This window comes from Streptomyces sp. NPDC086989 (genome assembly GCF_044745505.1).
Classification (GTDB): domain Bacteria; phylum Actinomycetota; class Actinomycetes; order Streptomycetales; family Streptomycetaceae; genus Streptomyces.
In genome coordinates this window covers 319,881-342,323 of the sequence record NZ_JBIVAL010000003.1, presented here as the reverse complement: position 1 = coordinate 342,323, position 22,443 = coordinate 319,881, and the positions used below count along the sequence as shown (strand labels likewise).

Here is a 22,443-nt window from a genome sequence, read left to right as displayed (position 1 = left end):
GAAGCGCACCCACCCCGTGCGCTGGTACGGATACGGGTGAGCCGCACTGGACCCCGGAGAACCCGGGAGCCGGACCGACGGAGGAGCAACACGTGACCGTGGAGAGCACTGCCGCGCGCAAGCCGCGACGCAGCAGCGGCACCAAGCGGGCGGCAGGCGCGGCGAGCGCCGCCAAGGCCCCCGCTGCCAAGGCTGCCGCCACCGCGCAGAACGCCGAGCCCCAGCTCGTACAGCTGCTGACGCCCGAAGGGGAACGGGTCAGCGCAGCGGACAATCCCGACGCCGCGGAGTTCCTCTCCTTCGTCGAGGACATCACGACCGAGGACCTGCGCGGGCTGTACCGCGACATGGTCCTGACCCGCCGCTTCGACGGCGAGGCGACCGCCCTCCAGCGCCAGGGCGAGCTGGGCCTGTGGGCCTCGCTGCTCGGCCAGGAGGCCGCCCAGATCGGCTCCGGGCGCGCGCTGCGCGACGACGACTACGTGTTCCCGACCTACCGCGAGCACGGTGTGGCCTGGTGCCGCGGCGTCGACCCGACCAACCTGCTCGGCATGTTCCGCGGTGTGAACCACGGCGGCTGGGACCCGAACACCAACAACTTCCACCTGTACACGATCGTCATCGGTTCGCAGACGCTGCACGCGACCGGTTACGCGATGGGCGTGGCCAAGGACGGCGCGGACTCGGCGGTGATCGCCTACTTCGGCGACGGCGCGTCCAGCCAGGGCGACGTCGCCGAGGCGTTCACCTTCTCGGCCGTCTACAACTCCCCCGTGGTGTTCTTCTGCCAGAACAACCAGTGGGCGATCTCCGAGCCCACCGAGCGCCAGATGCGCGTGCCGCTCTACCAGCGCGCCCAGGGCTTCGGCTTCCCCGGCATCCGCGTGGACGGCAACGACGTCCTGGCCTGTCTGGCGGTCACCCGCTGGGCGCTGGAGCGGGCGCGCCGCGGCGAGGGCCCGACCCTGGTCGAGGCGTTCACGTACCGGATGGCCGCGCACACCACCTCCGACGACCCGACGAAGTACCGGCGGGACGAGGAGACGGCGGCCTGGGAGGCGAAGGACCCCATCCTGCGCCTGAAGACCTACCTGCTGGCCAGCGGCGGCGCCGACGAGGCCTTCTTCGAGGCCCTGGAGGCCGAGAGCGAGGCGCTCGGCAAGCGGGTGCGCGAGGTCGTGCGCGCCATGCCCGACCCGGACACGATGGCGATCTTCGAGAACGTCTACGCGGACGGGCACGCGCTCGTCGACGAGGAGCGCGCCCAGTTCGCCGCCTACCTCGCGTCCTTCGAGGAGGGTCACTGATGGCTGTCGAGAAGATGTCGATCGCGAAGGCGCTCAACGAGTCCCTGCGCAAGGCCCTGGAGACGGACCCGAAGGTCCTGATCATGGGTGAGGACGTCGGCAAGCTGGGCGGTGTCTTCCGCATCACCGACGGCCTCCAGAAGGACTTCGGCGAGGAGCGGGTCATCGACACCCCGCTCGCCGAGTCCGGCATCGTCGGCACGGCGATCGGTCTGGCGCTGCGCGGCTACCGCCCCGTGGTGGAGATCCAGTTCGACGGGTTCGTCTTCCCGGCGTACGACCAGATCGTCACGCAGCTCGCGAAGATGCACGCGAGGGCGCTGGGCAAGGTCAAGATGCCGGTCGTCGTGCGCATCCCCTACGCGGGCGGCATCGGCGCGGTCGAGCACCACTCGGAGTCCCCCGAGGCGCTGTTCGCGCACGTCCCGGGCCTGAAGGTGGTCTCCCCGTCGAACCCGAGCGACGCGTACTGGATGCTCCAGCAGGCGATCCTCAGCGACGACCCGGTGATCTTCTTCGAGCCGAAGCGGCGCTACTGGGACAAGGGCGAGGTCGACACCGACGCGATCCCGGACTCCCTGCACACGGCGCGGGTCGCCCGCGAGGGCTCGGACATCACCCTGGCGGCCTACGGCCCGATGGTGAAGGTCTGCCTGGAGGCTGCGGCCGCGGCGGCCGAGGAGGGCAAGTCGGTGGAGGTCGTGGACCTGCGCTCGATGTCCCCGATCGACTTCGACGGGCTGCAGGTCTCCGTGGAGAAGACGCGCCGGCTCGTGGTCGTCCACGAGGCCCCGGTGTTCCTGGGCACGGGCGCGGAGATCGCCGCCCGCATCACGGAGCGGTGCTTCTACCACCTGGAGGCGCCGGTGCTGCGCGTGGGCGGTTTCCACGCCCCGTACCCGCCGGCCCGCCTGGAGGACGAGTACCTGCCGGGCCTGGACAGGGTGCTCGACGCCGTCGACCGCTCGCTGGCGTACTGAGGAGAGCCCTGTGACCATCCGCGAATTCAAGATGCCCGACGTGGGCGAGGGCCTCACCGAGGCCGAGATCCTCAAGTGGTACGTCCAGCCCGGTGACACCGTCACCGACGGGCAGGTCGTCTGCGAGGTCGAGACGGCGAAGGCGGCCGTCGAGCTGCCGATCCCGTTCGACGGCACCGTGCACGCGCTCCTCTTCGAGGAGGGCACCACGGTCGACGTCGGCCAGGTGATCATCTCGGTGCAGACGGGCCCGGCGGAGGCCGAGGCCCCGGCCGCGGCCGTCGCCGCACCGGCCGCCGCACCCGCCGCGGCCCCGGCACCCGCCGCGGCCCCGGCACCCGCCGCGGCCCCGGCGCCCGCCGAGGAGCCGGCCCCCGCCGCGCGCCAGCCCGTCCTGGTGGGCTACGGGGTCTCCCAGGCCTCCACCAAGCGCCGCCCCCGCAAGGCCGTACCCGGCACCGGCGCCGACCGCAACGGCACCGCCGCGGTGGCCGCACCGGCCGCGCTGCCCGCCGTTCCGGCCCAGCCGGAGGCCGCCCCGGCCCCCGCGCTGAACGGGAACGGCCACGGCGCCGGCGAGCGTCCGCTGGCGAAGCCGCCGGTGCGCAAGCTCGCCAAGGACCTCGGGATCGACCTGGCCTCCGTGGTGCCCACCGGGGAGGGCGGGGTCGTGACCCGCGAGGACGTGCACGCCGCCGCGGCGGCCGCACTCACCCCGCAGGCCGCGGCCGCCCAGGCGCCCGCCGCGGTGCCGGTCCAGGCACAGGCCGCCGCGGTCGCCCCGGCGGCGGCCGGCGAGGCGTCGGCGCGGGAGACCCGCATCCCGGTCAAGGGCGTCCGCAAGGTCACCGCCCAGGCCATGGTCAACTCCGCGTTCACCGCGCCGCACGTCACCGAGTTCATCACCTTCGACGTGTCCCGCACGATGAAGCTGGTCCAGGAGCTCAAGGCCGACCCCGACCTGGCCGGACTGCGGATCAACCCGCTGCTGCTCATCGCCAAGGCGGTGCTGGTGGCCGTCCGCCGCAACCCGGAGGTCAACGCCTCCTGGGACGAGGCGGCCCAGGAGATCGTGCTCAAGCACTACGTCAACCTGGGCATCGCGGCGGCCACCCCGCGCGGCCTGATCGTCCCGAACATCAAGGACGCGCACGCCAAGACGCTGCCCGAGCTGTCGACGGCCCTGTCCGAGCTGGTCGCCACGGCCCGCGAAGGCAAGACGTCCCCGGCCGACATGCAGAACGGCACCCTCACCATCACCAACGTCGGCGTCTTCGGCGTCGACACCGGCACGCCCATCCTGAACCCCGGTGAGTCCGCGATCCTCGCGGTCGGCGCGATCAAGCTCCAGCCGTGGGTCCACAAGGGCAAGGTGAAGCCGCGCCACGTCACCACGCTGGCGCTGTCGTTCGACCACCGGCTCATCGACGGCGAGCTCGGCTCCCGTTTCCTGGCGGACATCGCGGCCGTCCTGGAACACCCCCGCCGCCTCGTCACCTGGTCGTAGGCGCACCGGTCGCGGCGCACATCCGAAGGCCCCCTCGCCACCGCACCGCGAGGGGGCCTTCGGCGTACCCGAGGTGGGACGGGGGCGGTAGCCTCCCGCCCGGGGAAGGGGGACCGGGTGGCCATTGCCGAGTTGCAGGTGTACTCCGTCGAGGAGGCCGACGTCACGGGCGGCGTGTGCGTGGTCCGCTGTCTGGGCGGGGTCGCGCGCACCGGACAGGTCTACGCCGTGGGGGCACTGCGGCTCGGGCTGCGCCGGATCGAGCGGCACGGGCGGACCGTGGCCTTCTTCGACGCGGGGCACGTGGCCAGGGTCCACCTCGCGGGCGCCCTGGTCGCCCTGCTCGCCCGGGGGCAGGTGCTGACCGCGGTCCCGCCCGGCGGACACGCGCTGGAGGACATCGAGGCCTGGCTGGCCACCGGTCCGCCGCTGCTGGACGAGCCGCGGCCGCGGACGCTGCGTGCGCTGGCCGTGGGCGGCATGCAGGAGGACCGGCTGCCGGAGGAGACCCGGCTGCGCTGGGGGCGGGTGGCGGTGGCTGCGGCGTACCGCTGCGCGGAGGCGGAGGGCGCGTCCGACCTGGTGCGGGGGATCGAGCTGGCCTTCGTACGGGGGTACCTGATCCGGGAGTTCGGGCCCGGCCGCGGCGGCGATCCGGCCGCCCTGTGCCGGGAGCTGCTCGCGCTGGTCGACCTCACGCCGGCGCAGGCCGCCGCGCGGGCCGGGCACTGGCGCGACCTGCCCCGCGCGGAGATCGTCCACCTGCGCCGGATCAAGAACCTGCTCCGCTGGACGGATGCGGTCCGCCCCCACCTCCCGGAGGGCGAACCGCTCGCCGCGACCCTCGACGCCTGGTCACGGCTGCGCCCGCGGCTCCCGTAGGCCGTCGTCACAGGCCGTGGTCACAGCCCGTGGTCACAGCCCCGTGGCCACAGGCCGCGGCGGGGGAGAGGCCCCACCCCGGCTCAGCCCGCCTTGGCGGCGTTGCCGAGCACCTTCGTCGGGGTGATGCGGACGACGACGCGGACGTTCTCGGCCGGGCCCTCGGCGTACTCCTTGCCGGCGCCCGGCCCCATGTACTCCTCGGCGATGCGGACGGCGACCGCGCGGCCCGTGTCCTCGGTGAGGGTGGCCGTGCCGCGGATCTCCACGTAGACGAACGGGTTGGCGGTGTCGAACACGGTCAGCCCGACGCGTGCGTCCCGGGCGATGTTCCGCTCCTTGCGGCGCCCCTGCTCGGTGGAGACCAGCACGTCGCCGCCGTCCCGGGTCACCCAGACCACCGAACTCTGCGGACTGCCGTCGGGGTCGATGGTGGAGAGCACGGCCGGGTGCGGGGAGTCGAGCAGCTTGCGAACCGTCTCGTTCAGCACAATGGTCATGCGGGCGAGGCTAGTTGGCCTGCTCCGGGACCGTCCAAGGATTCGCCGTTACTGGGGCAGGTCGGCTGCCGGCGCTACTTCCAGGGGATGTTGAGCCAGGGGCTGGCGGGCGCCCGGGTCAGCGTCAGGTGCGTGGCGAGGGAGCTGTCGTACCACTCGCCGAACTCCTCCTCGTCGAAGTGCAGGCACCGGCCGAGCAGGTACCCGGCCGAGAAGTCCGCCCAGGAGCGGTACGTCTCGACGGCCGCCTCACCGGCGCGCAGCACGGCGCGCTCGGTCTCCTCCAGGGTGCCGTAGCGGGCGCCGAGACCCCAGCGGGCCATCTGGGAGGCCCGGCCGACGTCCCACCCCTCGACGGACCGCACGTAGCCGTCCTCGGGCAGCAGCCCGTCGGCCCGGAAGCGCTGCTCGTACCGGGTGATGCGGCCGATGAGGCGGTGCACGCCGGTGATCTCGCCCTCCACCTCGGCGGTCGGGCGCGGCTGTGCGACCGTGACCCCGTCGGGGGTGAGCTGCGGCTCGGCGGCCCGTTCGGCGCTGCGGCGCAGGCTGGCCTCGGCGGCGTGCCGCCAGTGCTCGGCGTCGACCGGCCCGGCGAAGTCGGAGGCGAGGATCCGGCGGACCCGCAGGGCGAACTCCCAGACGGGGCTGACGATCTCGGCGTTCAGCATGCGGTGCAGGACGTCCAGCCACTCCTCGCGGGTGGTGATGCCCCACCACTTGCGCAGGCGTTCGCGTTCACGGGTGTAGCCGCCGCCGTGGTAGGCCAGCGCGTTCCAGAACTCGCCGTTGGTCACGCAGAGATGGGCGCCCACGGCGAGTCCGCGGGCGACGGGTCCGTGCAGGGGCCCGCCGACGTGCAGGGCGTGCACCTCGCCGACGGGCAGGCCCCAGCCGGTGGCCGCGTCCGCATGGGCGCGCCAGCGGGCGAGGTCGGCGGGGCCCGTGGTCAGGTAGGCCTCGACGGGGGTGCCGGGGTTCACCGCCAGGTACGCGGGGTCGCGCCGCTCCCATACGCCCGCGAACCAGGAGAGGCGCTGGCGCACGAACACGGTCTCGGGAGTGGGCACGGGCAGCATGCCGGCGGTGTACACGGGCAGGCTGTGTCCGACCGGGTGGAAGCGGGCGTGCGAGGGTTCGGCGTCGACCTGTGCGCGGGACTGGGGGAGGAACAGCTCGGAGCGGGCGAGCACGTCCAGGTACCGGTCCCAGGCGCCGGCGCTCTTGGCCTCGTACAGCTCTCGTTCTATGGCGCTCGGTGCGGTCCAGGTCCCCATACGGGCACACCCTAGCCGGGCCCGTCGCCGAGCTGCGCAGTGGTGGCCGGGCCACCGTGCGGGAGCGGCGCGGTGGTGGGCGGGGCACCTCTCCCCCGGAACGGCCCGGGCGTGGTGCGGACGGGGCGGGTGGTCCGGTCCGCCGCGAGCGGGGCTCCAGGAGTCTGCGAGCCATTGCTGCCCAGGCCAAGGGCCTGTCGGGGACTCCGTCAAATGATCATCCGGGTTCCCGTGGTCCGGTCGGGGCTGATGACCCCCCGTGCACGCGGGGCCGAATGTGTGTGACCGCTCCACCTGGTTCTCCCGCCGTGCCCGGCCGCAGGGTTGAGGAGCTGGAGAGAACACCGGGGGAAGGGATGGATCCATCATGAGCGCACCGAGTCTCGAACGCTTGGAGACCCTGAGCAGCCGGTTCGTACCGGACCTGGTCGTGGACGAACTCTGCGCCGAGCTGTTCGCCTCGCTGCCGCGCAGCGACCAGCGACGCAAGGGGGAGGTGTACCTGCGCGGCCTGCTCAAGGCCGAGGGCCGCAAGTCGATACGCAACATCGCGGCGCACGTCGGCGACCGGGCGGCCGAGCAGAGCCTGCACCACTTCGTGGTGTCGTCCACCTGGGACTGGGGTCCGGTGCGCGCCGCCCTCGCCCGCTACCTGGAGCGGGCGCTGCGTCCCCGCGCCTGGGTCGTGCAGCCGGTGGTGATCTCCAAGGCCGGCACGGAGTCCGTCGGGGTGGCCCGCCGCTTCGTGCCGGAGCGCGGCCAGATGGTCAACAGCCAGGTGGCGTTCGGCGTGTGGTCCGTCGGCGAGGACCAGAGCTGCCCGGTGAACTGGCGGCTCGCGCTCACCCAGAAGTGGCGCGAGAGCGTCGGCCCCCTCTCCCCCAACGTCCACGAGTCGGAACTGGCCACCACGCCCCTCGAATGCGCGGCCGGAGCCGTCGAGGAACTGCGCGACTGGGTCGGCCAGAGCCGGCGGCCGGTGGTGTTCGACCTGCCCGACGTCGACCCGGCCGCGGTGGCCCGCCGGTTCGGCCCGGTCGGGATGCACTTCGTGGCGTCGGCCCGCGGCTCGCTGCGGGTCCGCTGCGTGGACCCGGTCCTGCCGAGCAGCGGCAACCGCGAGCTCGCCGCCCATCAGCTGCTGCTGATGGCCCGCACCCTGCGCCGCCCGGTGACCTGGGTGGACCCGCTGACCCTCCAGCAGCGCACCACGCTGGTGGTCGGCGTACGGGTGGAGCTGCCGCAGTCGCCCCGTCCGCTGCTGCTGTTCGGCGAGTGGAACGACCCGCGGGGCTGGCCCGAGCAGTGCTGGATCAGCGATATGACGCAGGCGCCGCCCGGCGGGCTGCTGCGGCTCGCGAAGCGCGCCCAGAACGTCGAGGCGGACTTCGTGAACATCTCGCAGAAGGTGGGGCTCACCGATTTCGGCGGCCGCTCCTTCGGCGGCTGGCACCGGCACACCACCCTGGCCTCCGCCGCGCATGCGGTCCGCATGCTCACCGAGCGCGCCGTCGCCGGCTAGCCGATGATCTGCCTCGGCTGCCCGGCGCGGGGGGCTTTGTTCAGGGCCTGGCGGGTCCGCTGGAGCTGGAGGGCCAGCTGGACCTGGAGGGCCTGGGTCGGCTTCTGCCAGTCCTCGCCCAGGATCTCGGTGATCCGTTCCAGTCGGCGCGAGACCGTGTTGGGGTGGACGTGCAGGGACTCGGCGGCCCTGGAGGGGCTGTTGGCCGAGGCGAAGTACGCCTCCATGGTGCGGATCAGCTCGGTGTACTGCTGGTCGTCGTAGTCCAGGACGGGACCGATGGTGTCGTTGATGAAACCGGTGATGTCCGGCTTCTCGGAGAGCAGGACGCCGAGGAAGCCCAGCTCGTCGGGGGAGGCGGTGCTGCCGGCGCCGGTGAGGGCCGCGACCGCGTCCAGGACCCGGCGGGCCTCCTGGTACATGTGGACGATGCCGGCCGGATCGTCCACGGGGCCGGCGGAGCCCGCCGTGACGGGCTTGCCGAGCACCTCGGAGAGTTCCCTGGACGCCGTACGGGCGATGGCCCCGGCCTCGGTGCCGGGCAGCAGCAGCACCACGACGTCGCCGTCGACGCTCTTGAGGCCGTGGTGGCGGTTGGCGTACGAGGCGGCCCAGGCGACCACGCGGCCCTGGACCCCGCCTTCGGGCCGGGCGATCACGATGACGTGGGGCTCGTCGAGGTTCAGCGCGAGGCGGCGGCTCTGCTCCGCGATCTGCACGGGGGACAGCGAGGTGCCCCGCAGCAGGTCGTGGAAGAACTCGTCCCGCATGTGGCCCTCGGCGGCGGCCATGCCCTGCTCCATCAGCAGCACCACGGCGGTGACCTGGGCGGTGAGCGCGAGGAGCTGGACCTGGCGGTCGGTGACGGGCTCCTTGCAGGACAGGATGAGCGTGCCCAGCATCTCGTCGCCCGCGGCGACCGAGGCGATCCACACCCCGTCGCTCGTGCTGCGCGGCTGCCGGTCGGTGTGTGCGTCCAGCAGGACGGTGCGGACCTCCGCCTCGTTCAGCACGGGGGGTTCGCCGCCGGGGCAGGCGAGGTTGCGCCCGGCCGCGTCCCGTACGAGCAGCGTGCCGTCGAGCCCCTTGACCGCCTCGGCGGCCAGGTTGCCGAGGCCGCCGCCCTGGAGCACCAGGTCGAGCAGCCGGCCGTGGGTCTCGCGGAGCTGGCGGGCGGTGGTGGAGGAGTCGCGGGCGCGGGAGGTGTCCTGCTCCAGTTCCACGACCTCGTACCGGGTCTGCTCCAGCAGCCGGGCCTTTTCGATCGCAACGGTTGCGAGGTCGGCGAGCGAACTCATCAGCGACACTTCGTCCGGGGTGAAGTGGCGGATGTTGCGGTCCGCGACGTACAGGGCTCCCAGGGCGGTCCCGGCGTGCCGCAGCGGGACGGCCATGACGGCGTGCAGCCCCTCGGCCTGCACCACCTCGTCGATGACGGGGCTGTGCTGGAAGGTTTTGTCGTTCATGTAGTCGGCCGACCAGAACGGTGCGGAACCGTCCGCGGCGCGCTTGCCGACGCCCCCTCCGGTCAGCGGGATGGCGAACCCGATGGTCAGCGCGGAGGCGTGGCCGTCGGCCGAACGGACCCTGGAGCACTGCGCGTCGAGGTCGTCGAAGCTCACCCAGGCCATGTCGAGCCCGAGCAGCAGCCGGGCCCGGCGCGTGATCACCTTCAGGAGTTCGTCGAGGTCGTACGGCAGGGTCAGGTCACGTGCGGTGTCCACGAGGGCGGCGAGGCCGGCCTCGCGCTGCTGGCGGCGCACGAAGAGCGCCCGGATGCCGAGACTCTGGTCTCTGGCCCTGGTCAGCTGGGCGAGGGCGTCCCCGGACAGGCCGGACTCACGTGCTTTACGGACCACGTCGTCGAAGGCAGCCGCGGGCGCCTCTCTGTTCAGCAGTTCCAGCATTTCGTAAGCGTGGTCAACCACGACTTCTCCCCCGACCCCCATAAAGCCGTTCACGTTTGCACCAACCGAGGTGCAAGCAATCCCTGGCCTGCCTGAAAGTATCTCTTGGGGCAAGAACCGGTCAAGAAACACTTGAGATGTGGTCCAGGTCAGGGACGCGGAGGGTGATCGCGTCACCACGGTCCATGAGCGACGCTGTCATCTGAACACCTTCTGGTCGAGGCTCACTCAAGGGCAGGCTGATCACCGAGCGTTCCGGTGCCGGCACCACCGTCGGCCCCGGCGGCGCCGTCACCACAGCCTGTCGTTTCCTTGGGGGGATTCGCATGTCTCAGCTGTCACAGCTGTCTCAGCTTCAGAGTTACGAGCGGTCGCTGCTCCGCAGCCGCCTGTCGCTGACCCGGCAGGACCGACCCCGCGTGTTCACGCTCGGCGACCGCGAGTGGGACCTGTTCGACGAGGTCTTCGCCCCCGTCTACTCGCCCTCCACGGGCGTGGCCCTCGAACTGCTCGGCCTCAACGCGCTTTCGACGGAGCCGCGTTCGGGCTCCTTCCTGGAAATCGGGTGCGGCACCGGCGTCATCGCCGTGACGGCCGCGCTGGCCGGGTACGACCGGGTCGTGGCGGCCGACATCAGCCCCGCCGCCGTGGAGAACGCCGCCGTCAACGCGGACCGGCACGGGGTCGCGGACCGCCTCCAGGCCCTGCACAGCGACCTGTTCTCCGGTCTGCGCGAGGACGAGCGGTTCGACCTCGTGTTCTGGAGCTCCAACTACGTGATGGGGCCGGAGGGCTACGAGTACAAGTCGGTGCACGAGCGGGCGTACGTGGACACCGGCTACCGGGCGCACCGCCGCTACCTGGAGCAGGCCGTGCACTGGACCGCCCCGGGCGGCCGCGTCCTGCTGCACTTCAGCGACCGGGGGGACCTCGCGGCGCTGCACGAGCTGGCGGACGTCAGCGGGCGCGAGCTGTCGACGCTGGCGAGCTGCCGCGTCCGCGAGGGGGAGTACGGAGAGGACATGGTCGAGCACATGCTGCTCGAAATCAAGCCAATCCAGGCTTGATTTAGCCGGGGGGATATTTCATCGTGCGTACGCTTCTTGTAGACAATTACGACTCGTTTACGTATAACCTCTTCCACTATCTGGCCGAGGTCAATGGCCGGGAGCCGGAAGTCGTCCGAAATGACGATCCGCACTGGAAGATCGCACAACTCGACGCCTTCGACAACGTCGTCATCTCGCCGGGCCCCGGCACTCCGCGCCGGGCCGCCGACTTCGGCGTGTGCACCGAGATCATCGAGCGCTCGACGCTGCCGCTGCTCGGCATCTGCCTCGGCCACCAGGGGATCGGCCATGTCCACGGCGCCACGGTCGACCGGGCGCCGGAGCCCCGGCACGGCCGCACCTCGCCCGTCCTGCACGACGGCACCGGGCTGTTCGCGGGGCTGCCCTCACCGCTGGAGGTGGTCCGGTACCACTCGCTCGCCGTGACGGACCTGCCGGACGGGCTCGAAGCCACCGCGTGGACCCCGGACGGCATCCTGATGGGGCTGCGGCACCGGTCGCGGCCGATGTGGGGGGTGCAGTTCCACCCCGAGTCGATTTGCAGTCAGTACGGGATCGAGCTGCTTGCAAACTTCGCCGGGCTGACCCGCGCCCACCGGGCGGACCGCCCGGACCGGATGCCGGGGACCCCGCGTCGGGCTCCAGTGCCCGCTCCCGTCCCCGCTGCCGCTCGGGCCGCAGCTCGCGTGCCCGCCTCCGTGCCCGCTCCCGCCGAGGAGCCCCCGGTGCGCCGGCTGCGGGTGGCCGCGCGCAGGCTGTCCACGCGCTGGTGCCCCGAGACCGTCTACGACCAGCTCTTCCGCGGCAACGACCACGCCTACTGGCTGGACAGCAGCCTGCCCGGCGGCGACCGCGGCCGGTTCTCGGTCATGGGCGACGCCACCGGACCGCTCGCCCGGGTCGCCACCGCCGACGTGTGGAGCGGGTGCGTCACCGTCGAGTCGGCGGGCGGCGGGAGCGAACTCGTCGCCGCCCCCTTCCTGGAGTGGCTCGACCGCGACCTGCGCTCCCTGCACACCGAACTCCCGCAGCTGCCGTTCGACTTCACCCTCGGCTGGGTCGGCTACCTCGGCTACGAACTGAAGGCCGAGTGCGGCGGCGACCTCGTGCACCGCTCGCCGGTCGCCGACGCCACCATGGTCTTCGCGGACCGCGCCCTGGTCTTCGACCACGCCGAGAACGCCACGTACCTGCTGGCACTGGTGGAGGGGACCGGCGAGCAGTCGTCGGCCGCGGCCGACGCCTGGCTCATCGGCACGGGGGAGCGGCTCGCCGCACTCGCCGGACTGAGCCTGCCCGAGCCCCGGCCGGCCGCCTCCGGCGGTGAGATCAGCCTGCGCCACGACCGCGGCGCCTACCTGGACCTCATCGGCAGCTGCCTGGAGGAGATCGCCGCCGGCGAGACGTACGAGGTCTGCCTCACCAACATGGCCGAGACCGAGGCCGGCCTCGACCCCTGGGCCGCGTACCGGACCCTGCGCCGCAGCAGCCCGGCGCCGTTCGCCGCGCTGCTCCAGTTCGGCGAGCTGTCCGTGCTCAGCACCTCGCCCGAGCGGTTCCTGCGCGTCTCGCGGGACGGGCTCGTCGAGTCCTCCCCCATCAAGGGCACCCGGCCGCGCGGCGCCACTCCGCAGGAGGAGGCCGAGCTGATCGCGGACCTGCTGACGGACGAGAAGGACCGCTCCGAGAACCTCATGATCGTCGACCTGGTCCGCAACGACCTCGGCCGGTGCGCGGTGCCCGGCTCGGTCGAGGCCGACGACCTGTTCCGGGTCGAGACGTACGCCACCGTGCACCAGCTGGTGAGCACGGTACGGGCGCGCCTGCGGCCGGAGTCGTCGGCGGTGGACTGCGTGCGCGCCGCCTTCCCGGGCGGTTCCATGACCGGAGCCCCCAAGCTGCGCACGATGCAGATCATCGACCGGCTGGAGGCCGGCCCGCGCGGGGTGTACTCGGGCGCGATCGGCTACTTCTCGCTGTCCGGCGCCGCGGACCTGAGCATCGTGATCCGCACCGCCACGATCACCGCCGACCGGGTCCGGTACGGGGTGGGCGGGGCCGTGGTGGCCCTGTCCGACCCGGCGGCCGAGTACGAGGAGACGGCCGTCAAGGCAGCTCCGCTGCTGGCGCTGACGAACACCCGGTTCCCGGAGCGGAAGCGAGCCCGGATCCCGTTCTGATCCCCCAGCCGCGCTGGAGGCGGGCGAGTTCCGCCGTCTCCAGCGCGGCTGCGACCCCTCGGGCGGGGACGCCGAGCCGCTCCAGGGCCCGCAGCGCGCAGGTGGCCTCCGCGTCGGCGTTGAGCAGGGTGTCGCCGCTCAGCTCCGGTTTCAGCGCGGCGGCCTCCAGGGTGTCGACGGACAGGGCGAGCGCGGTGTTCCAGCCCACCAGGGCGCCCACCCCGCCGTCCGCGCCGGTGCCCCACAGCAGCCGCGGCTGCGGGGCGCCGTTGGCCCGGAGCACCCGCCACCAGTCCCCGGACAGCCGTTCCTCGCGCAGCCGGTACATCCTGCGGGCCACGGCCAGGCCGGCGGCGCCGCGCACCTCGTGGCGGGGGCCGACGCCCAGCTCGTCCAGCCGGGCGTCGACGGCGGCGTCGAACAGGCCCACCGGGAACGAGGCCACCATGGGGGCGTCGCCGAGCGGCCGGCCGCAGGACAGCGACCGCTCCAGGCCGGCGACATAGGCGTCGAGGACCTCGGCGTAGCGCTCGTCCGAGAAGACCATCGCGGCGTGCACCCCGATTCCCTCGGCGAGGCAGTCGGTCATCGCCTCCAGGCCCGCCGGGGTCATGGGGATGCGCACGAGCGCGTTGGGGCGGGCCACCGACCGGTGCAGGGCACGGGCCGCCGCGCCCAGGGCCTTCGCGTCATGGGCCCGGTGCGGGGACACGGGCACGGACACCTGGCCCACCATGCCCCTGCCGGCCTCGAACACGGGCAGCAGGAGGTCGCAGGCCCGGCGGAGCTGTGCCAGGGTGCTGCCCGCCGGTGCGAGGGCGTTGTGGAAGTGGGCGCCCAGGGTCGGATACCGGACTCCGGCGTCGAACTCTTGCGGATCCTGCGCGCTCAGCCACGGCGAGACCCCCTCGGACACCAGTTGTTTCAGCAGCGCTCCCGCTCCTTGACTCACCACGGGACCGACCTTAGGGCGTCATGACATGCGCCTGAAATGAAACCGTTGGTGGTGTGTCAAGTACAGGGCGCCCGGTGTCCCGTTTCCCGTCGCGCGCGCGGACCCTAAAGGGTTTCCCGCAAGTCCGGCCGCGCCCTTCCGGCCGATGCGTCAGGTCGATTTCGGAATCCTCCTTTCGACCTGACCGAATATGCACCCACCTGACGGAGTGGCGAATCTGTGGTGGTTCACTCGAATAGCTGTTTCACAGACTTCTGGCTGCATCTGATGTCACGGCAGGTTCAGCACTGGGAGGTGCCGCATGCACGGTGTTGCACGCTGGAAATCATTGCCCGCGGGCCAACAGCCCGTTTGGCCGGATGAAGACGCCCTGGAGAATGCCAGGGCCGAACTCGCGGAGTCGCCCGCACTCGTTCGCCGGGAGGACGTCGAAGACCTTCGCGCCCTGCTCGCCGCGGCGTCGCGGGGCGAGGTGCAGGTCGTCCAGGGCGGCGACTGCGCGGAGGACCCGGCGGAGTGCACCCCCGGCTATGTGGCGCGCAAGGCGGCGCTTCTCGATGTGCTGGCCGGTGTCATGAAGACGCGTTCGCTCAAGCCCGTCATCCGGGTGGGCCGGCTGGCCGGCCAGTTCGGCAAGCCCCGCTCCAACCCGACCGAGACGGTGGCCGGGGTCGAGCTGCCCGTCTACCGCGGGCACATGGTCAACAGCCCGGAACCGGACCCCGAGCTGCGCCGGCCCGACCCGCAGCGGCTGGTCGCCGGCTACCAGGCGGCCTCGGGGGCCATGGCCTCGCTCGGCTGGCACGGCGAGGGGCGCCCCTCCGCGGCCGAGGCCCCGGTATGGACCAGCCACGAGGCGCTCCTGCTCGACTACGAGGGCCCGATGCTGCGCACGCAGCCGGACGGCTCGGTGCTGCTGACGTCGACGCACTGGCCGTGGATGGGCGAGCGCACCCGCGAGCTGGACGGCGCCCACGTCGAGCTCTTCGCGTCGATCGCCAACCCGGTCGCCACCAAGGTCGGTCCGAAGATGACCCCGGCCGAGCTGGTGGAGCTGTGCGGGCGGCTCGACCCGCGGCGCGAGCCGGGCCGGCTCACGCTGATCTCCCGGATGGGCCAGGGCAAGGCCGCCGAGAAGCTGCCGGAGCTGGTCCGCGCGGTCCGCGAGGCCGGTCACCCGGTGCTGTGGATGTGCGACCCCATGCACGGAAATACCGTGAGTGCGCCCGGTGGCATCAAGACCCGTTACGTCGAAACGGTCGTACGCGAGGTCGAGGAATTCCAGAAGGCCGTGGTCGACAACGGCGGGGTGGCGGCCGGCCTCCACCTGGAAACCACCCCGGACCAGGTCCACGAATGTGTTTCCGACGAATACCACGTCGATGAGCTGGGCGAGAAGTACACCTCGTTCTGCGACCCGCGCCTCAATTCCGAGCAGGCCATCGAAGTCGCCTCCGCCTGGCGCGGCTGAGGCCGAAGAAGAAAGAGGGGGTTACTCCATGGAAGGAAAGATCGCTCTGGTCACCGGAGCGGCCGGCGGCATCGGTGAGGCCATCGTCCGCGCCCTGGCCTCCCGGGGCGTCCGGGTGGCCGCGGTCGACCGGGACGCCGACCGTCTGCGCGACGTCGCCAAGTCCGTCGGCGAGGAGGGCGGGCGGGTCGACCCGTTCCCGGCCGACGTCACCGCCAGCGCCGACGTCGAATCGCTGGTCGACGACGTCGAGGCGCTCGTCGGACCGCTCGACTTCCTCGTCAACGCGGCCGGCGTGCTGCGGCTCGCCGAGGCGCGCAAGCTGACCGACCAGGAGTGGAGCACGACGTTCGCGGTCAACACCACGGGGGTCTTCTTCGTCTCCCGGGCCGTCGTCAACCGCATGGTGCCGCGCCGCCGGGGCGCGATCGTCACGATCGCCTCCAACGCCGCGGGCACCGCCCGTACCGAGATGTCCGCGTACGCCGCCTCCAAGGCCGCCGCGACGATGTTCACCAAGTGCCTCGGGCTGGAGGTCGCCAAGTTCGGCATCCGCGCGAACCTCGTCGCGCCGGGCTCCACGGACACCCCCATGCTCAACTCCATGTGGCAGGACGAGAGCAGCGCGCGGGCCTCCATCGACGGGGTCCCCGACGCGTACCGCGTCGGCATCCCGCTCGGCAAGCTCGCGCGTCCCGAGGACGTCGCCGAGGCGGTGGTCTTCCTGCTCTCCGACAAGGCCGCCCACATCACCATGCACGACCTCACCGTGGACGGCGGTGCGGCGCTCGGTGCCTGAGAACGGTGCGACCCGTCAGCGAACCGTGAACGAGAGCGTGAACGAGAGGGAGAAAGGCATGGCAGGCATACCTGCGATCAGCCCCTATCCGATGCCGTCGGCGGCCGACCTGCCCGCCTCCGCCGTCGACTGGGACGTGGATCCGGACCGCGCCGTCCTGTTGGTGCACGACCTGCAGAAGTACTTCCTGGCCGCCTTCCCGGCGGGCGAGCAGCCCGTCGTGGACCTGTCCCGCAACGCCGGCGAGCTGCGCGTACGCGCCGCCGAACTCGGCATCCCGGTCGCTTACACGGCGCAGCCGGGCGGAATGACCCCCGAGGAGCGCGGGCTCCTCAAGGACTTCTGGGGCCCGGGCATGCAGCCCAGCCCGGAGCACCGCCAGGTCGTGGACCCGGTGGCACCCGCCGCCGGCGACTGGATGCTCACCAAGTGGCGCTACAGCGCCTTCTTCAAGACCGACCTGCTGGAGCGGATGCGCGCCCGGGGCCGCGACCAGCTGATCATCTGCGGGGTGTACGCCCACGTGGGCGTCCTGATGACCGCGGTCGACGCGTTCACCAACGACATCCAGCCCTTCCTGGTCGCCGACGCCATCGCCGACTTCAGCTGGGAGGAGCACCGGATGGCGCTCGAGTACGCCGCCGGCCGCTGCGCCCGCCTCACCACCACCAAGGAGCTCCTGACCGCCCTCCCCGACCGGGTGGCCGCGTACGCGGGAGCGGGAGGGGAATCCGCATGACCGCGGACCTGCTGGGCCGGATCCTGACCGGCCGACCGCCGTCCTTCGCGCTGATCCACCGTCCGGAGACCACCGTCACCAGTGAACTCGACCTGTTCCTGGGCGAGTTCACCGAGGCGGCCACGCTCGCCGACATCCCGCTGCGGGACGTCGAGGCGGGCGCCGGGGCCCGTCAGGACGTGCTGACCCTGGTCCCGTACCGGCAGCTCGCCGAGCGCGGTTTCGAGGCCCCCGACGACGGCACCCCGCTGCTCGCGATGGTGATCGAGGAGCAGGGCCGGGTGCCCCTCGACACGGTCCTGTCCGCGATCCCCGACGCCCCCGTCCACCTCGCGCCGGGCGGCGACTTCGACATCGACGACGACACGTACGCCGAGACGGTCCGCCGCGTCATCGCGGACGAGATCGGCACCGGCGCCGGCGCCAACTTCGTGATGAAGCGGTCCTTCGTGGCCGACATCAGCGAGTACTCCGTCGCCGCCGCGCTGCGCTTCTTCCGCCGGCTGCTGGAACGGGAGACCGGCGCCTACTGGACGTTCATCGTGCACACCGGCGGGCGCACCCTCATCGGCGCCTCGCCCGAGCGCCACGTGAGCCTCTCCGGCGGCCGGGCCGTGATGAACCCCATCAGCGGCACGTACCGGTTCCCCGCCTCGGGCCCCGAACTGCCCGGCGTCATGGACTTCCTCGCCGACCGCAAGGAGGCCGACGAGCTGTACATGGTCGTCGACGAGGAACTCAAGATGATGGCCCGGATCTGCGAATCGGGCGGCCGGGTCGTCGGGCCGTACCTCAAGGAGATGGCCCGCCTCGCCCACACCGAGTACTTCATCGAGGGCCGCACCTCCCGCGACCCCCGGGAGATCCTGCACGAGACCCTGTTCGCACCGACCGTCACCGGGTCCCCGCTGGAGAGCGCGGGCCGGGTCATCAAGAAGTACGAGCCCCATGGCCGCGGCTACTACAGCGGCGTCCTGGCCCTGATGGGCCAGGACGAGAACAGCGAGCGGACGCTGGACTCGGCGATCCTGATCCGCACCGCCGACATCGACGCCGGCGGCCGGATGCGCATCGGCGTCGGCGCCACCCTCGTGCGCCACTCGGACCCGCTGTCCGAGGTCGCCGAGACCCGGGCGAAGGCGGCCGGCCTGCTCGCCATGTTCGAGCGGTCGGGGCCGCGCCGCTTCGGCGACCACCCGGACGTCCGGGCGGCGCTGAGCCGGCGCAACGCCACGATCGCCGGGTTCTGGCTGGACGACGACGCCTCCCGGGCCCGGCCGGTGCCGCTGCTGGTGGGCCGCAAGGTGCTGGTGGTCGACGCGGAGGACATGTTCACCGCGATGATCGAGCACCAGCTGCGGGCCATGGAGGCCGACGTCACGGTCTGCCGGTTCGACGAGCCGTACAGCTTCGCCCCGTACGACCTGGTCGTGATGGGCCCGGGGCCGGGCGACCCGCGCGACGTGGACCACCCGAAGATCGCGCACCTGCGGTCCGCGGTGGACGTCCTCCTCGCCGAGGGACGGCCGTTCCTCGCCGTCTGCCTCAGCCACCAGGTGCTCAGCACGAAGCTGGGCTTCTCCCTCAAGCGCCGGGACCAGCCCAACCAGGGCGTGCAGCGGGAGATCGAGCTGTTCGGACGGCGCGAGCGCGTCGGCTTCTACAACACCTTCGCCGCGCAGAGCGCCTCCGACTCCGTCGAGGTGCCCGGGATCGGCACGGTCGAGGTGTGCCGGGAGCCGGGGACCAGGGAGGTGCACGCCCTGCGCGGGCCGGGCTTCCGCTCGATGCAGTTCCACGCCGAGTCGGTGCTCACCGAGGACGGCATCCGCATCGTCAGCGAGGCCCTGTCCGGACTGCTGCGGGAGCGGGCCGTATGAAGGCGACCGTGGCCTGGTGGGACCTGAAGGGCTCGGGGCACACCATCGAGTCCCTGCGGGCGTACCTGCACGACGAGGCGATCGACCGGTTCGCCGCCGTCGAGGGGCTGCGCCTGAAGTTCTGGATCGCGGACCCGCAGACGCAGCGCTGGGGCGCGGTGATGCTGTGGGAGACCGCGGAGGCGGCGGCGCAGCCGCTGGCCCCGCGGGCGGCCGAGCTGATCGGGCGGGCCCCGGCCTCGTACACGGTGTTCGACGTGGAGGCGACCGTCGAGGGCGTCCCCCTGCTGCCCGGGAGGGTGTGACCCGCGCGCACACGGGCGGCCCCCCGCATCCCCTCTCCGGGGCTGTGGGGGGCCGTCGTCGTGGGACTACGCCCCTTTGCTCAGGACGTCCCGCAGGACCTCCGTCATGGCGTCCAGCGTGCCGTGGAAATCGCTGTCCAGGTCCCGCAGATAGGTGTTCTGCGCCAGGATCGCGGCGGCCGGGCGGTCGGTCAGGGTGATGCTCAGCGTGAGCGTGAGCCGGCCGTCCTCGTCCTCGCCGATCTCGTTGCGTATCTCCGCGATGTCGGTGTCGTTCAGATGCCGGTAGGTAATGCGACCGGCACTCTCCTGCGGAGTGACGCGTTGCAGGAACGTCAGCTCGCCGCGCCGGATTTCCCGGAGAAATCCATCGGCGTACCGCTCGTTGATCCGGCATTCCTTTATGGCCGGAACATATCCGGTGGGGAACTCCGCCTTGTGGAGCAGAGCCTGCCACAAGCTCTCCCGTGTGGGGGCCGGACACCCCTCTTGAGCTGCGCCGACGACCGGACGGGTCCATGAAAGCGTCAGCATTGATCTCCCCTTTCCGCCGCTGGGCCGGCGTGCAGCATCGGCCCGGTGAACCACGGTGTCAAAGCGGCTCGGGGTATTACGTCACCTGCCCGGAGGACCTGACGAAGTGACCGGATTCCACTGCCTCACCAGGGCCCGTCTCTTGCAGTGTGACGGTTGGTTGGTGGCGTTCCCCGGAGCGCCTTCCCGGTAAATCCGACGCGGAGAATCAGGAGAACGCTGATGTCTGAACGGTTCGACGGCCAGGTCGTCCTCGTCACCGGAGGAGGCGAAGGCATCGGCCGGGCAGCGGCGGTTGCCTTCGCCCGGCTCGGCGCGCTGGTGGTGGTGGCGGGCCGCCACCCGGAGACGCTCGAAGGAACGGTCAAACTGATCCGCGACGAGGGCGGCCGGGCCGACAGCGTGGTCGCCGACGTGTCGGACACGACGCCCGGCGCCGCCACCGGCGCCGGATACGTCGTCGCCGAGACCGTGCGCCGCCACGGCGCCCTGAACGTGGCCTTCAACAACACCACCGAACTCGGCCCCCACCAGTCCGTCGCGGACATCGACGAGACGGTCTGGGCCCGCACCCTGACGGCCAACCTCACCGGCGTCTGGCTCTCCATGAAGCACGAGATCGCCCACATGGGGGCCGCGGGCGGCGGCGTCATCGTCAACACCGCCAGCAACATCGGCTCCCAGGGCATGCTCCCCGGCCTCGGCGCGTACGCCGCCTCGACGGCCGCCGTCAGCGCCCTGACCCGGACCGCGGCCCGCGAGTACGTCACCCAGTCCATCCGCATCAACGCGATCAGCCCCTGCCCGCTCGGGCGCGGAGCCAGCGTCGAGGAGATCGCGGACACCGTGGTCTGGCTCTGCTCCGACGCCGCCGCGTACATCGTCGGGCACGACCTCGTGCTCGACCGCAAGACGAGCGAGTAGAGCCGTGACCACTCCCCTGACCCCTCCCCCGACCACTGCCCCGTCCACCGCCGCCGATCCGGGCGAGCCCGGCTGGTCCAAGCAGGGCCGCCTGCGGACCGACCCCGACGTCGTGCTGATCGCCACCGGCAGCGAAGTGCACATCGCCCGCGACGCCCGCGCCATCCTCGGCCGCGAGGGCATCGCCGCCCGGGTCGTGCCGGCCGCCGGCCCGCAGCGGCCGTGCGGCGCCCGGGCCCGGGTCTCCGTCCGGGCCGGCTCTGCGCTCGGCTGGTACCAGCTGCTCGGCGACGCCGGAATCCCGCCCCGCCTCGACCAGTTCGTCGCGGGCGGCCCGTACTCCGCGTTCCGCGAGCAGCCGGGATTCTGCGCCGAGCGGGTCGCCGCCACCGCCCGGGCCGGCCTGGCCCGCGCCGGACACCGGGAGCGCGCGTGAACACCGCCACGTCCGCACTGACCGCCCGGATCCCGGGCTCCAAGAGCATCACCAACCGGGCGCTGCTGCTGGCCGCCGCGGCCGACGGGGTCTCGCTGCTGCGGGCGCCGCTGGTCAGCGAGGACACCCTCGCCTTCCGGGAGGCGCTGACCGGCTTCGGCGTCTCCGTCACCGCGGACGGTGACGGCTGGAAGGTCACCGGCGGCGGACGCGCCCCGGCCGCCGGCGGCTCGGTGTGGTGCGAGGACGCGGGCACCGCCGCCCGGTTCCTGCCGCCGTTCGCCGCGACCGGGGGCGGCACGTTCACCTTCGACGGCACCGACCAGCTGCGCGCCCGGCCGCTGCGCCCCCTCGCGCAGGCGCTGGGCCGGCTCGGCGCGGACGCCCGGGTCACCGAGCCCGTCGGCGGACTGCCGCTGACCGTCGCCGCCCGCGGCCTGAGCGGCGGCGAGCTGACCGTGGACGCCTCCCTCAGCAGCCAGTACCTCACCGGACTGCTGATGGCGGGGCCGCTGATGCGGCAGCCGCTGACCGTGCGGGGCGCGGGCCTGGTCAGCCGTCCGTACATCACCATGACCCAGGCGCTGATGCGCCACTTCGGCGCGTACGTGGACGAGTTCGAGGGCGGCGCGATCCAGGTGCTGCCCGGCGGCTACCGGGCCGCCGAACTCGACGTCGAGCCCGACGCGTCCACCGCCTCGTACTTCTTCGCGGCGGCCGCCGTCACCGGCACCACCGTCACGGTGCCCGGCCTCGGCCGCGGCAGCGTCCAGGGCGACCTCGGCTTCGTGGAGGTGCTGCGCCGGGCCGGCGCCCGGGTGGAGATCACCGACGGGGCGACCACCGTCACCGGCACCGGACCGCTGCGCGGCGGCTTCGACATCGACATGGGCGACATCTCCGACACGTTCATGACCCTCGCCGCGGTGGCCCCGCTCGCCGACGCCCCCATCACGGTGTACGGCATCGGGCACGCCCGGCTCAAGGAGTCCGACCGGATCGCCGCGGTCGAGGAGAACCTGCGGGCGCTCGGCATCCGCACCGTGTCCGGACCGGACCGGCTCACCGTCCACCCGGGCCGTCCCGTCGCGGCCCGGATCGCCTGCCGCCGGGACCACCGGATCGCCATGGCGTTCTCGGTACTGGGCCTGCGCGTCCCCGGCATCACGCTCGACGACCCGTCCTGTGTCGGCAAGACCTTCCCCGGCTTCCACGCCGAACTGGAACGGCTCTTCCCGGCCCACCGCTCGGGCACCCACAGTCACTGA

General features: G+C 72.3%; 20 protein-coding genes. 15 read left to right on the top strand and 5 right to left on the bottom strand.

Annotated features, from left to right (window positions below; translation table 11 throughout):
• Positions 1–92 precede the first annotated feature (92 nt).
• The 4 genes from pdhA to ACIPK4_RS08245 all read left to right on the top strand — a co-directional run bounded on the left by pdhA (position 93) and on the right by ACIPK4_RS08245 (position 4,676).
• Complete coding sequence (pdhA, locus tag ACIPK4_RS08260) at positions 93–1,307, top strand: pyruvate dehydrogenase (acetyl-transferring) E1 component subunit alpha (protein ID WP_054227294.1); 1,215 nt, start codon at positions 93–95, stop codon at positions 1,305–1,307.
• Positions 1,307–2,287 carry an alpha-ketoacid dehydrogenase subunit beta gene (locus ACIPK4_RS08255; RefSeq protein WP_054227295.1) on the top strand — a complete coding sequence of 327 codons (981 nt, stop codon included), beginning with the start codon at positions 1,307–1,309 and terminating at the stop codon, positions 2,285–2,287. The genes pdhA and ACIPK4_RS08255 overlap by 1 nt, the downstream gene beginning before the upstream one ends.
• 31 nt (positions 2,288–2,318) lie before the next feature.
• On the top strand, positions 2,319–3,794 hold the full coding sequence (locus tag ACIPK4_RS08250; protein ID WP_402310618.1) for a dihydrolipoamide acetyltransferase family protein: 1,476 nt from the start codon (positions 2,319–2,321) through the stop codon (positions 3,792–3,794).
• Positions 3,795–3,911: 117 nt separating this feature from the next.
• Entirely contained in the window at positions 3,912–4,676 is a 765-nt protein-coding gene (locus tag ACIPK4_RS08245; protein ID WP_402310159.1) for a hypothetical protein, read from the top strand.
• 83 nt (positions 4,677–4,759) lie between these two features.
• On the opposite strand, the gene ACIPK4_RS08240 is transcribed toward ACIPK4_RS08245, so the two are convergent.
• A complete protein-coding gene (locus ACIPK4_RS08240; RefSeq protein WP_402310156.1) occupies positions 4,760–5,176 on the bottom strand; it encodes a PPOX class F420-dependent oxidoreductase in 417 nt (138 codons plus the stop codon).
• Between the two features lie 74 nt (positions 5,177–5,250).
• Positions 5,251–6,453 carry a DUF1266 domain-containing protein gene (locus ACIPK4_RS08235; RefSeq protein ID WP_402310153.1) on the bottom strand — a complete coding sequence of 401 codons (1,203 nt, stop codon included), beginning with the start codon at positions 6,451–6,453 and terminating at the stop codon, positions 5,251–5,253.
• Positions 6,454–6,820: 367 nt separating this feature from the next.
• Between ACIPK4_RS08235 and ACIPK4_RS08230 the strand changes: the two genes are divergently transcribed.
• A complete protein-coding gene (locus ACIPK4_RS08230; RefSeq protein ID WP_376195151.1) occupies positions 6,821–7,975 on the top strand; it encodes an IS701 family transposase in 1,155 nt (384 codons plus the stop codon).
• On the opposite strand, the gene ACIPK4_RS08225 is transcribed toward ACIPK4_RS08230, so the two are convergent.
• Complete coding sequence (locus tag ACIPK4_RS08225) at positions 7,972–9,903, bottom strand: helix-turn-helix domain-containing protein (RefSeq protein ID WP_402310151.1); 1,932 nt, start codon at positions 9,901–9,903, stop codon at positions 7,972–7,974. The genes ACIPK4_RS08230 and ACIPK4_RS08225 overlap by 4 nt on opposite strands.
• Before the next feature lie 305 nt (positions 9,904–10,208).
• Here ACIPK4_RS08225 and ACIPK4_RS08220 point away from each other — a divergent pair, with 305 nt between their 5' ends.
• Together ACIPK4_RS08220 and pabB are read left to right on the top strand one after the other, a co-directional pair.
• Positions 10,209–10,949: a methyltransferase domain-containing protein gene (locus tag ACIPK4_RS08220; RefSeq protein WP_402310148.1), complete on the top strand. Its 741-nt coding sequence runs from the start codon at positions 10,209–10,211 to the stop codon at positions 10,947–10,949.
• A 23-nt stretch (positions 10,950–10,972) separates the two neighbouring features.
• Entirely contained in the window at positions 10,973–13,132 is a 2,160-nt protein-coding gene (pabB, locus tag ACIPK4_RS08215) for an aminodeoxychorismate synthase component I (protein ID WP_402310147.1), read from the top strand.
• Here pabB and ACIPK4_RS08210 read toward each other — a convergent pair.
• Positions 13,059–14,087, bottom strand: coding sequence for a transaldolase family protein (locus ACIPK4_RS08210; RefSeq protein ID WP_402310144.1), 1,029 nt, complete (start codon positions 14,085–14,087; stop codon positions 13,059–13,061). The genes pabB and ACIPK4_RS08210 overlap by 74 nt on opposite strands.
• A 301-nt stretch (positions 14,088–14,388) precedes the next feature.
• Between ACIPK4_RS08210 and ACIPK4_RS08205 the strand changes: the two genes are divergently transcribed.
• The 5 genes from ACIPK4_RS08205 to ACIPK4_RS08185 are packed head-to-tail and all read left to right on the top strand — an operon-like array spanning position 14,389 to position 19,281.
• Positions 14,389–15,558: a 3-deoxy-7-phosphoheptulonate synthase gene (locus ACIPK4_RS08205; RefSeq protein WP_402310141.1), complete on the top strand. Its 1,170-nt coding sequence runs from the start codon at positions 14,389–14,391 to the stop codon at positions 15,556–15,558.
• Positions 15,559–15,586: 28 nt separating this feature from the next.
• Entirely contained in the window at positions 15,587–16,357 is a 771-nt protein-coding gene (locus ACIPK4_RS08200) for a 2,3-dihydro-2,3-dihydroxybenzoate dehydrogenase (protein WP_054226757.1), read from the top strand.
• Positions 16,358–16,415: 58 nt separating this feature from the next.
• Entirely contained in the window at positions 16,416–17,096 is a 681-nt protein-coding gene (locus tag ACIPK4_RS08195; protein WP_054226758.1) for an isochorismatase family protein, read from the top strand.
• Positions 17,093–18,976: an anthranilate synthase family protein gene (locus ACIPK4_RS08190; RefSeq protein WP_402310138.1), complete on the top strand. Its 1,884-nt coding sequence runs from the start codon at positions 17,093–17,095 to the stop codon at positions 18,974–18,976. The genes ACIPK4_RS08195 and ACIPK4_RS08190 overlap by 4 nt, the downstream gene beginning before the upstream one ends.
• Positions 18,973–19,281 carry a hypothetical protein gene (locus ACIPK4_RS08185; protein ID WP_402310135.1) on the top strand — a complete coding sequence of 103 codons (309 nt, stop codon included), beginning with the start codon at positions 18,973–18,975 and terminating at the stop codon, positions 19,279–19,281. The genes ACIPK4_RS08190 and ACIPK4_RS08185 overlap by 4 nt, the downstream gene beginning before the upstream one ends.
• 66 nt (positions 19,282–19,347) lie before the next feature.
• Here the strand turns inward: ACIPK4_RS08185 and ACIPK4_RS08180 are convergent, their stop codons facing one another.
• Positions 19,348–19,815 (bottom strand): AtaL-like protein, encoded by a 468-nt coding sequence (locus ACIPK4_RS08180; RefSeq protein WP_376195168.1) that lies wholly within the window; start codon positions 19,813–19,815, stop codon positions 19,348–19,350.
• A gap of 222 nt (positions 19,816–20,037) precedes the next feature.
• On the opposite strand from ACIPK4_RS08180, the gene ACIPK4_RS08175 reads away from it, so the two are divergent.
• From ACIPK4_RS08175 to aroA, 3 genes are read left to right on the top strand one after another with little or no spacing between them, the layout of a single operon-like run.
• Entirely contained in the window at positions 20,038–20,739 is a 702-nt protein-coding gene (locus ACIPK4_RS08175) for an SDR family oxidoreductase (protein WP_402310132.1), read from the top strand.
• A gap of 4 nt (positions 20,740–20,743) precedes the next feature.
• Entirely contained in the window at positions 20,744–21,175 is a 432-nt protein-coding gene (locus tag ACIPK4_RS08170) for a transketolase-like TK C-terminal-containing protein (RefSeq protein ID WP_402310130.1), read from the top strand.
• On the top strand, positions 21,172–22,443 hold the full coding sequence (gene aroA, locus ACIPK4_RS08165) for a 3-phosphoshikimate 1-carboxyvinyltransferase (protein ID WP_402310129.1): 1,272 nt from the start codon (positions 21,172–21,174) through the stop codon (positions 22,441–22,443). Before ACIPK4_RS08170 ends, aroA begins: the two co-directional genes overlap by 4 nt.

Bases quoted from the DNA above. Each gene is read 5' to 3' on its own strand.
- ACIPK4_RS08255 (WP_054227295.1), top strand. From the start codon at position 1,307: ATGGCTGTCGAGAAGATGTCGATCGCGAAGGCGCTCAACGAGTCCCTG.
- ACIPK4_RS08250 (WP_402310618.1), top strand. From the start codon at position 2,319: ATGCCCGACGTGGGCGAGGGCCTCACCGAGGCCGAGATCCTCAAGTGG.
- ACIPK4_RS08240 (WP_402310156.1), bottom strand. From the start codon at position 5,176: ATGACCATTGTGCTGAACGAGACGGTTCGCAAGCTGCTCGACTCCCCG.
- ACIPK4_RS08235 (WP_402310153.1), bottom strand. From the start codon at position 6,453: ATGGGGACCTGGACCGCACCGAGCGCCATAGAACGAGAGCTGTACGAG.
- ACIPK4_RS08230 (WP_376195151.1), top strand. From the start codon at position 6,821: ATGAGCGCACCGAGTCTCGAACGCTTGGAGACCCTGAGCAGCCGGTTC.
- ACIPK4_RS08220 (WP_402310148.1), top strand. From the start codon at position 10,209: ATGTCTCAGCTGTCACAGCTGTCTCAGCTTCAGAGTTACGAGCGGTCG.
- ACIPK4_RS08205 (WP_402310141.1), top strand. From the start codon at position 14,389: ATGCACGGTGTTGCACGCTGGAAATCATTGCCCGCGGGCCAACAGCCC.
- ACIPK4_RS08200 (WP_054226757.1), top strand. From the start codon at position 15,587: ATGGAAGGAAAGATCGCTCTGGTCACCGGAGCGGCCGGCGGCATCGGT.
- ACIPK4_RS08195 (WP_054226758.1), top strand. From the start codon at position 16,416: ATGGCAGGCATACCTGCGATCAGCCCCTATCCGATGCCGTCGGCGGCC.
- ACIPK4_RS08190 (WP_402310138.1), top strand. From the start codon at position 17,093: ATGACCGCGGACCTGCTGGGCCGGATCCTGACCGGCCGACCGCCGTCC.
- ACIPK4_RS08185 (WP_402310135.1), top strand. From the start codon at position 18,973: ATGAAGGCGACCGTGGCCTGGTGGGACCTGAAGGGCTCGGGGCACACC.
- ACIPK4_RS08180 (WP_376195168.1), bottom strand. From the start codon at position 19,815: ATGCTGACGCTTTCATGGACCCGTCCGGTCGTCGGCGCAGCTCAAGAG.
- ACIPK4_RS08175 (WP_402310132.1), top strand. From the start codon at position 20,038: ATGTCTGAACGGTTCGACGGCCAGGTCGTCCTCGTCACCGGAGGAGGC.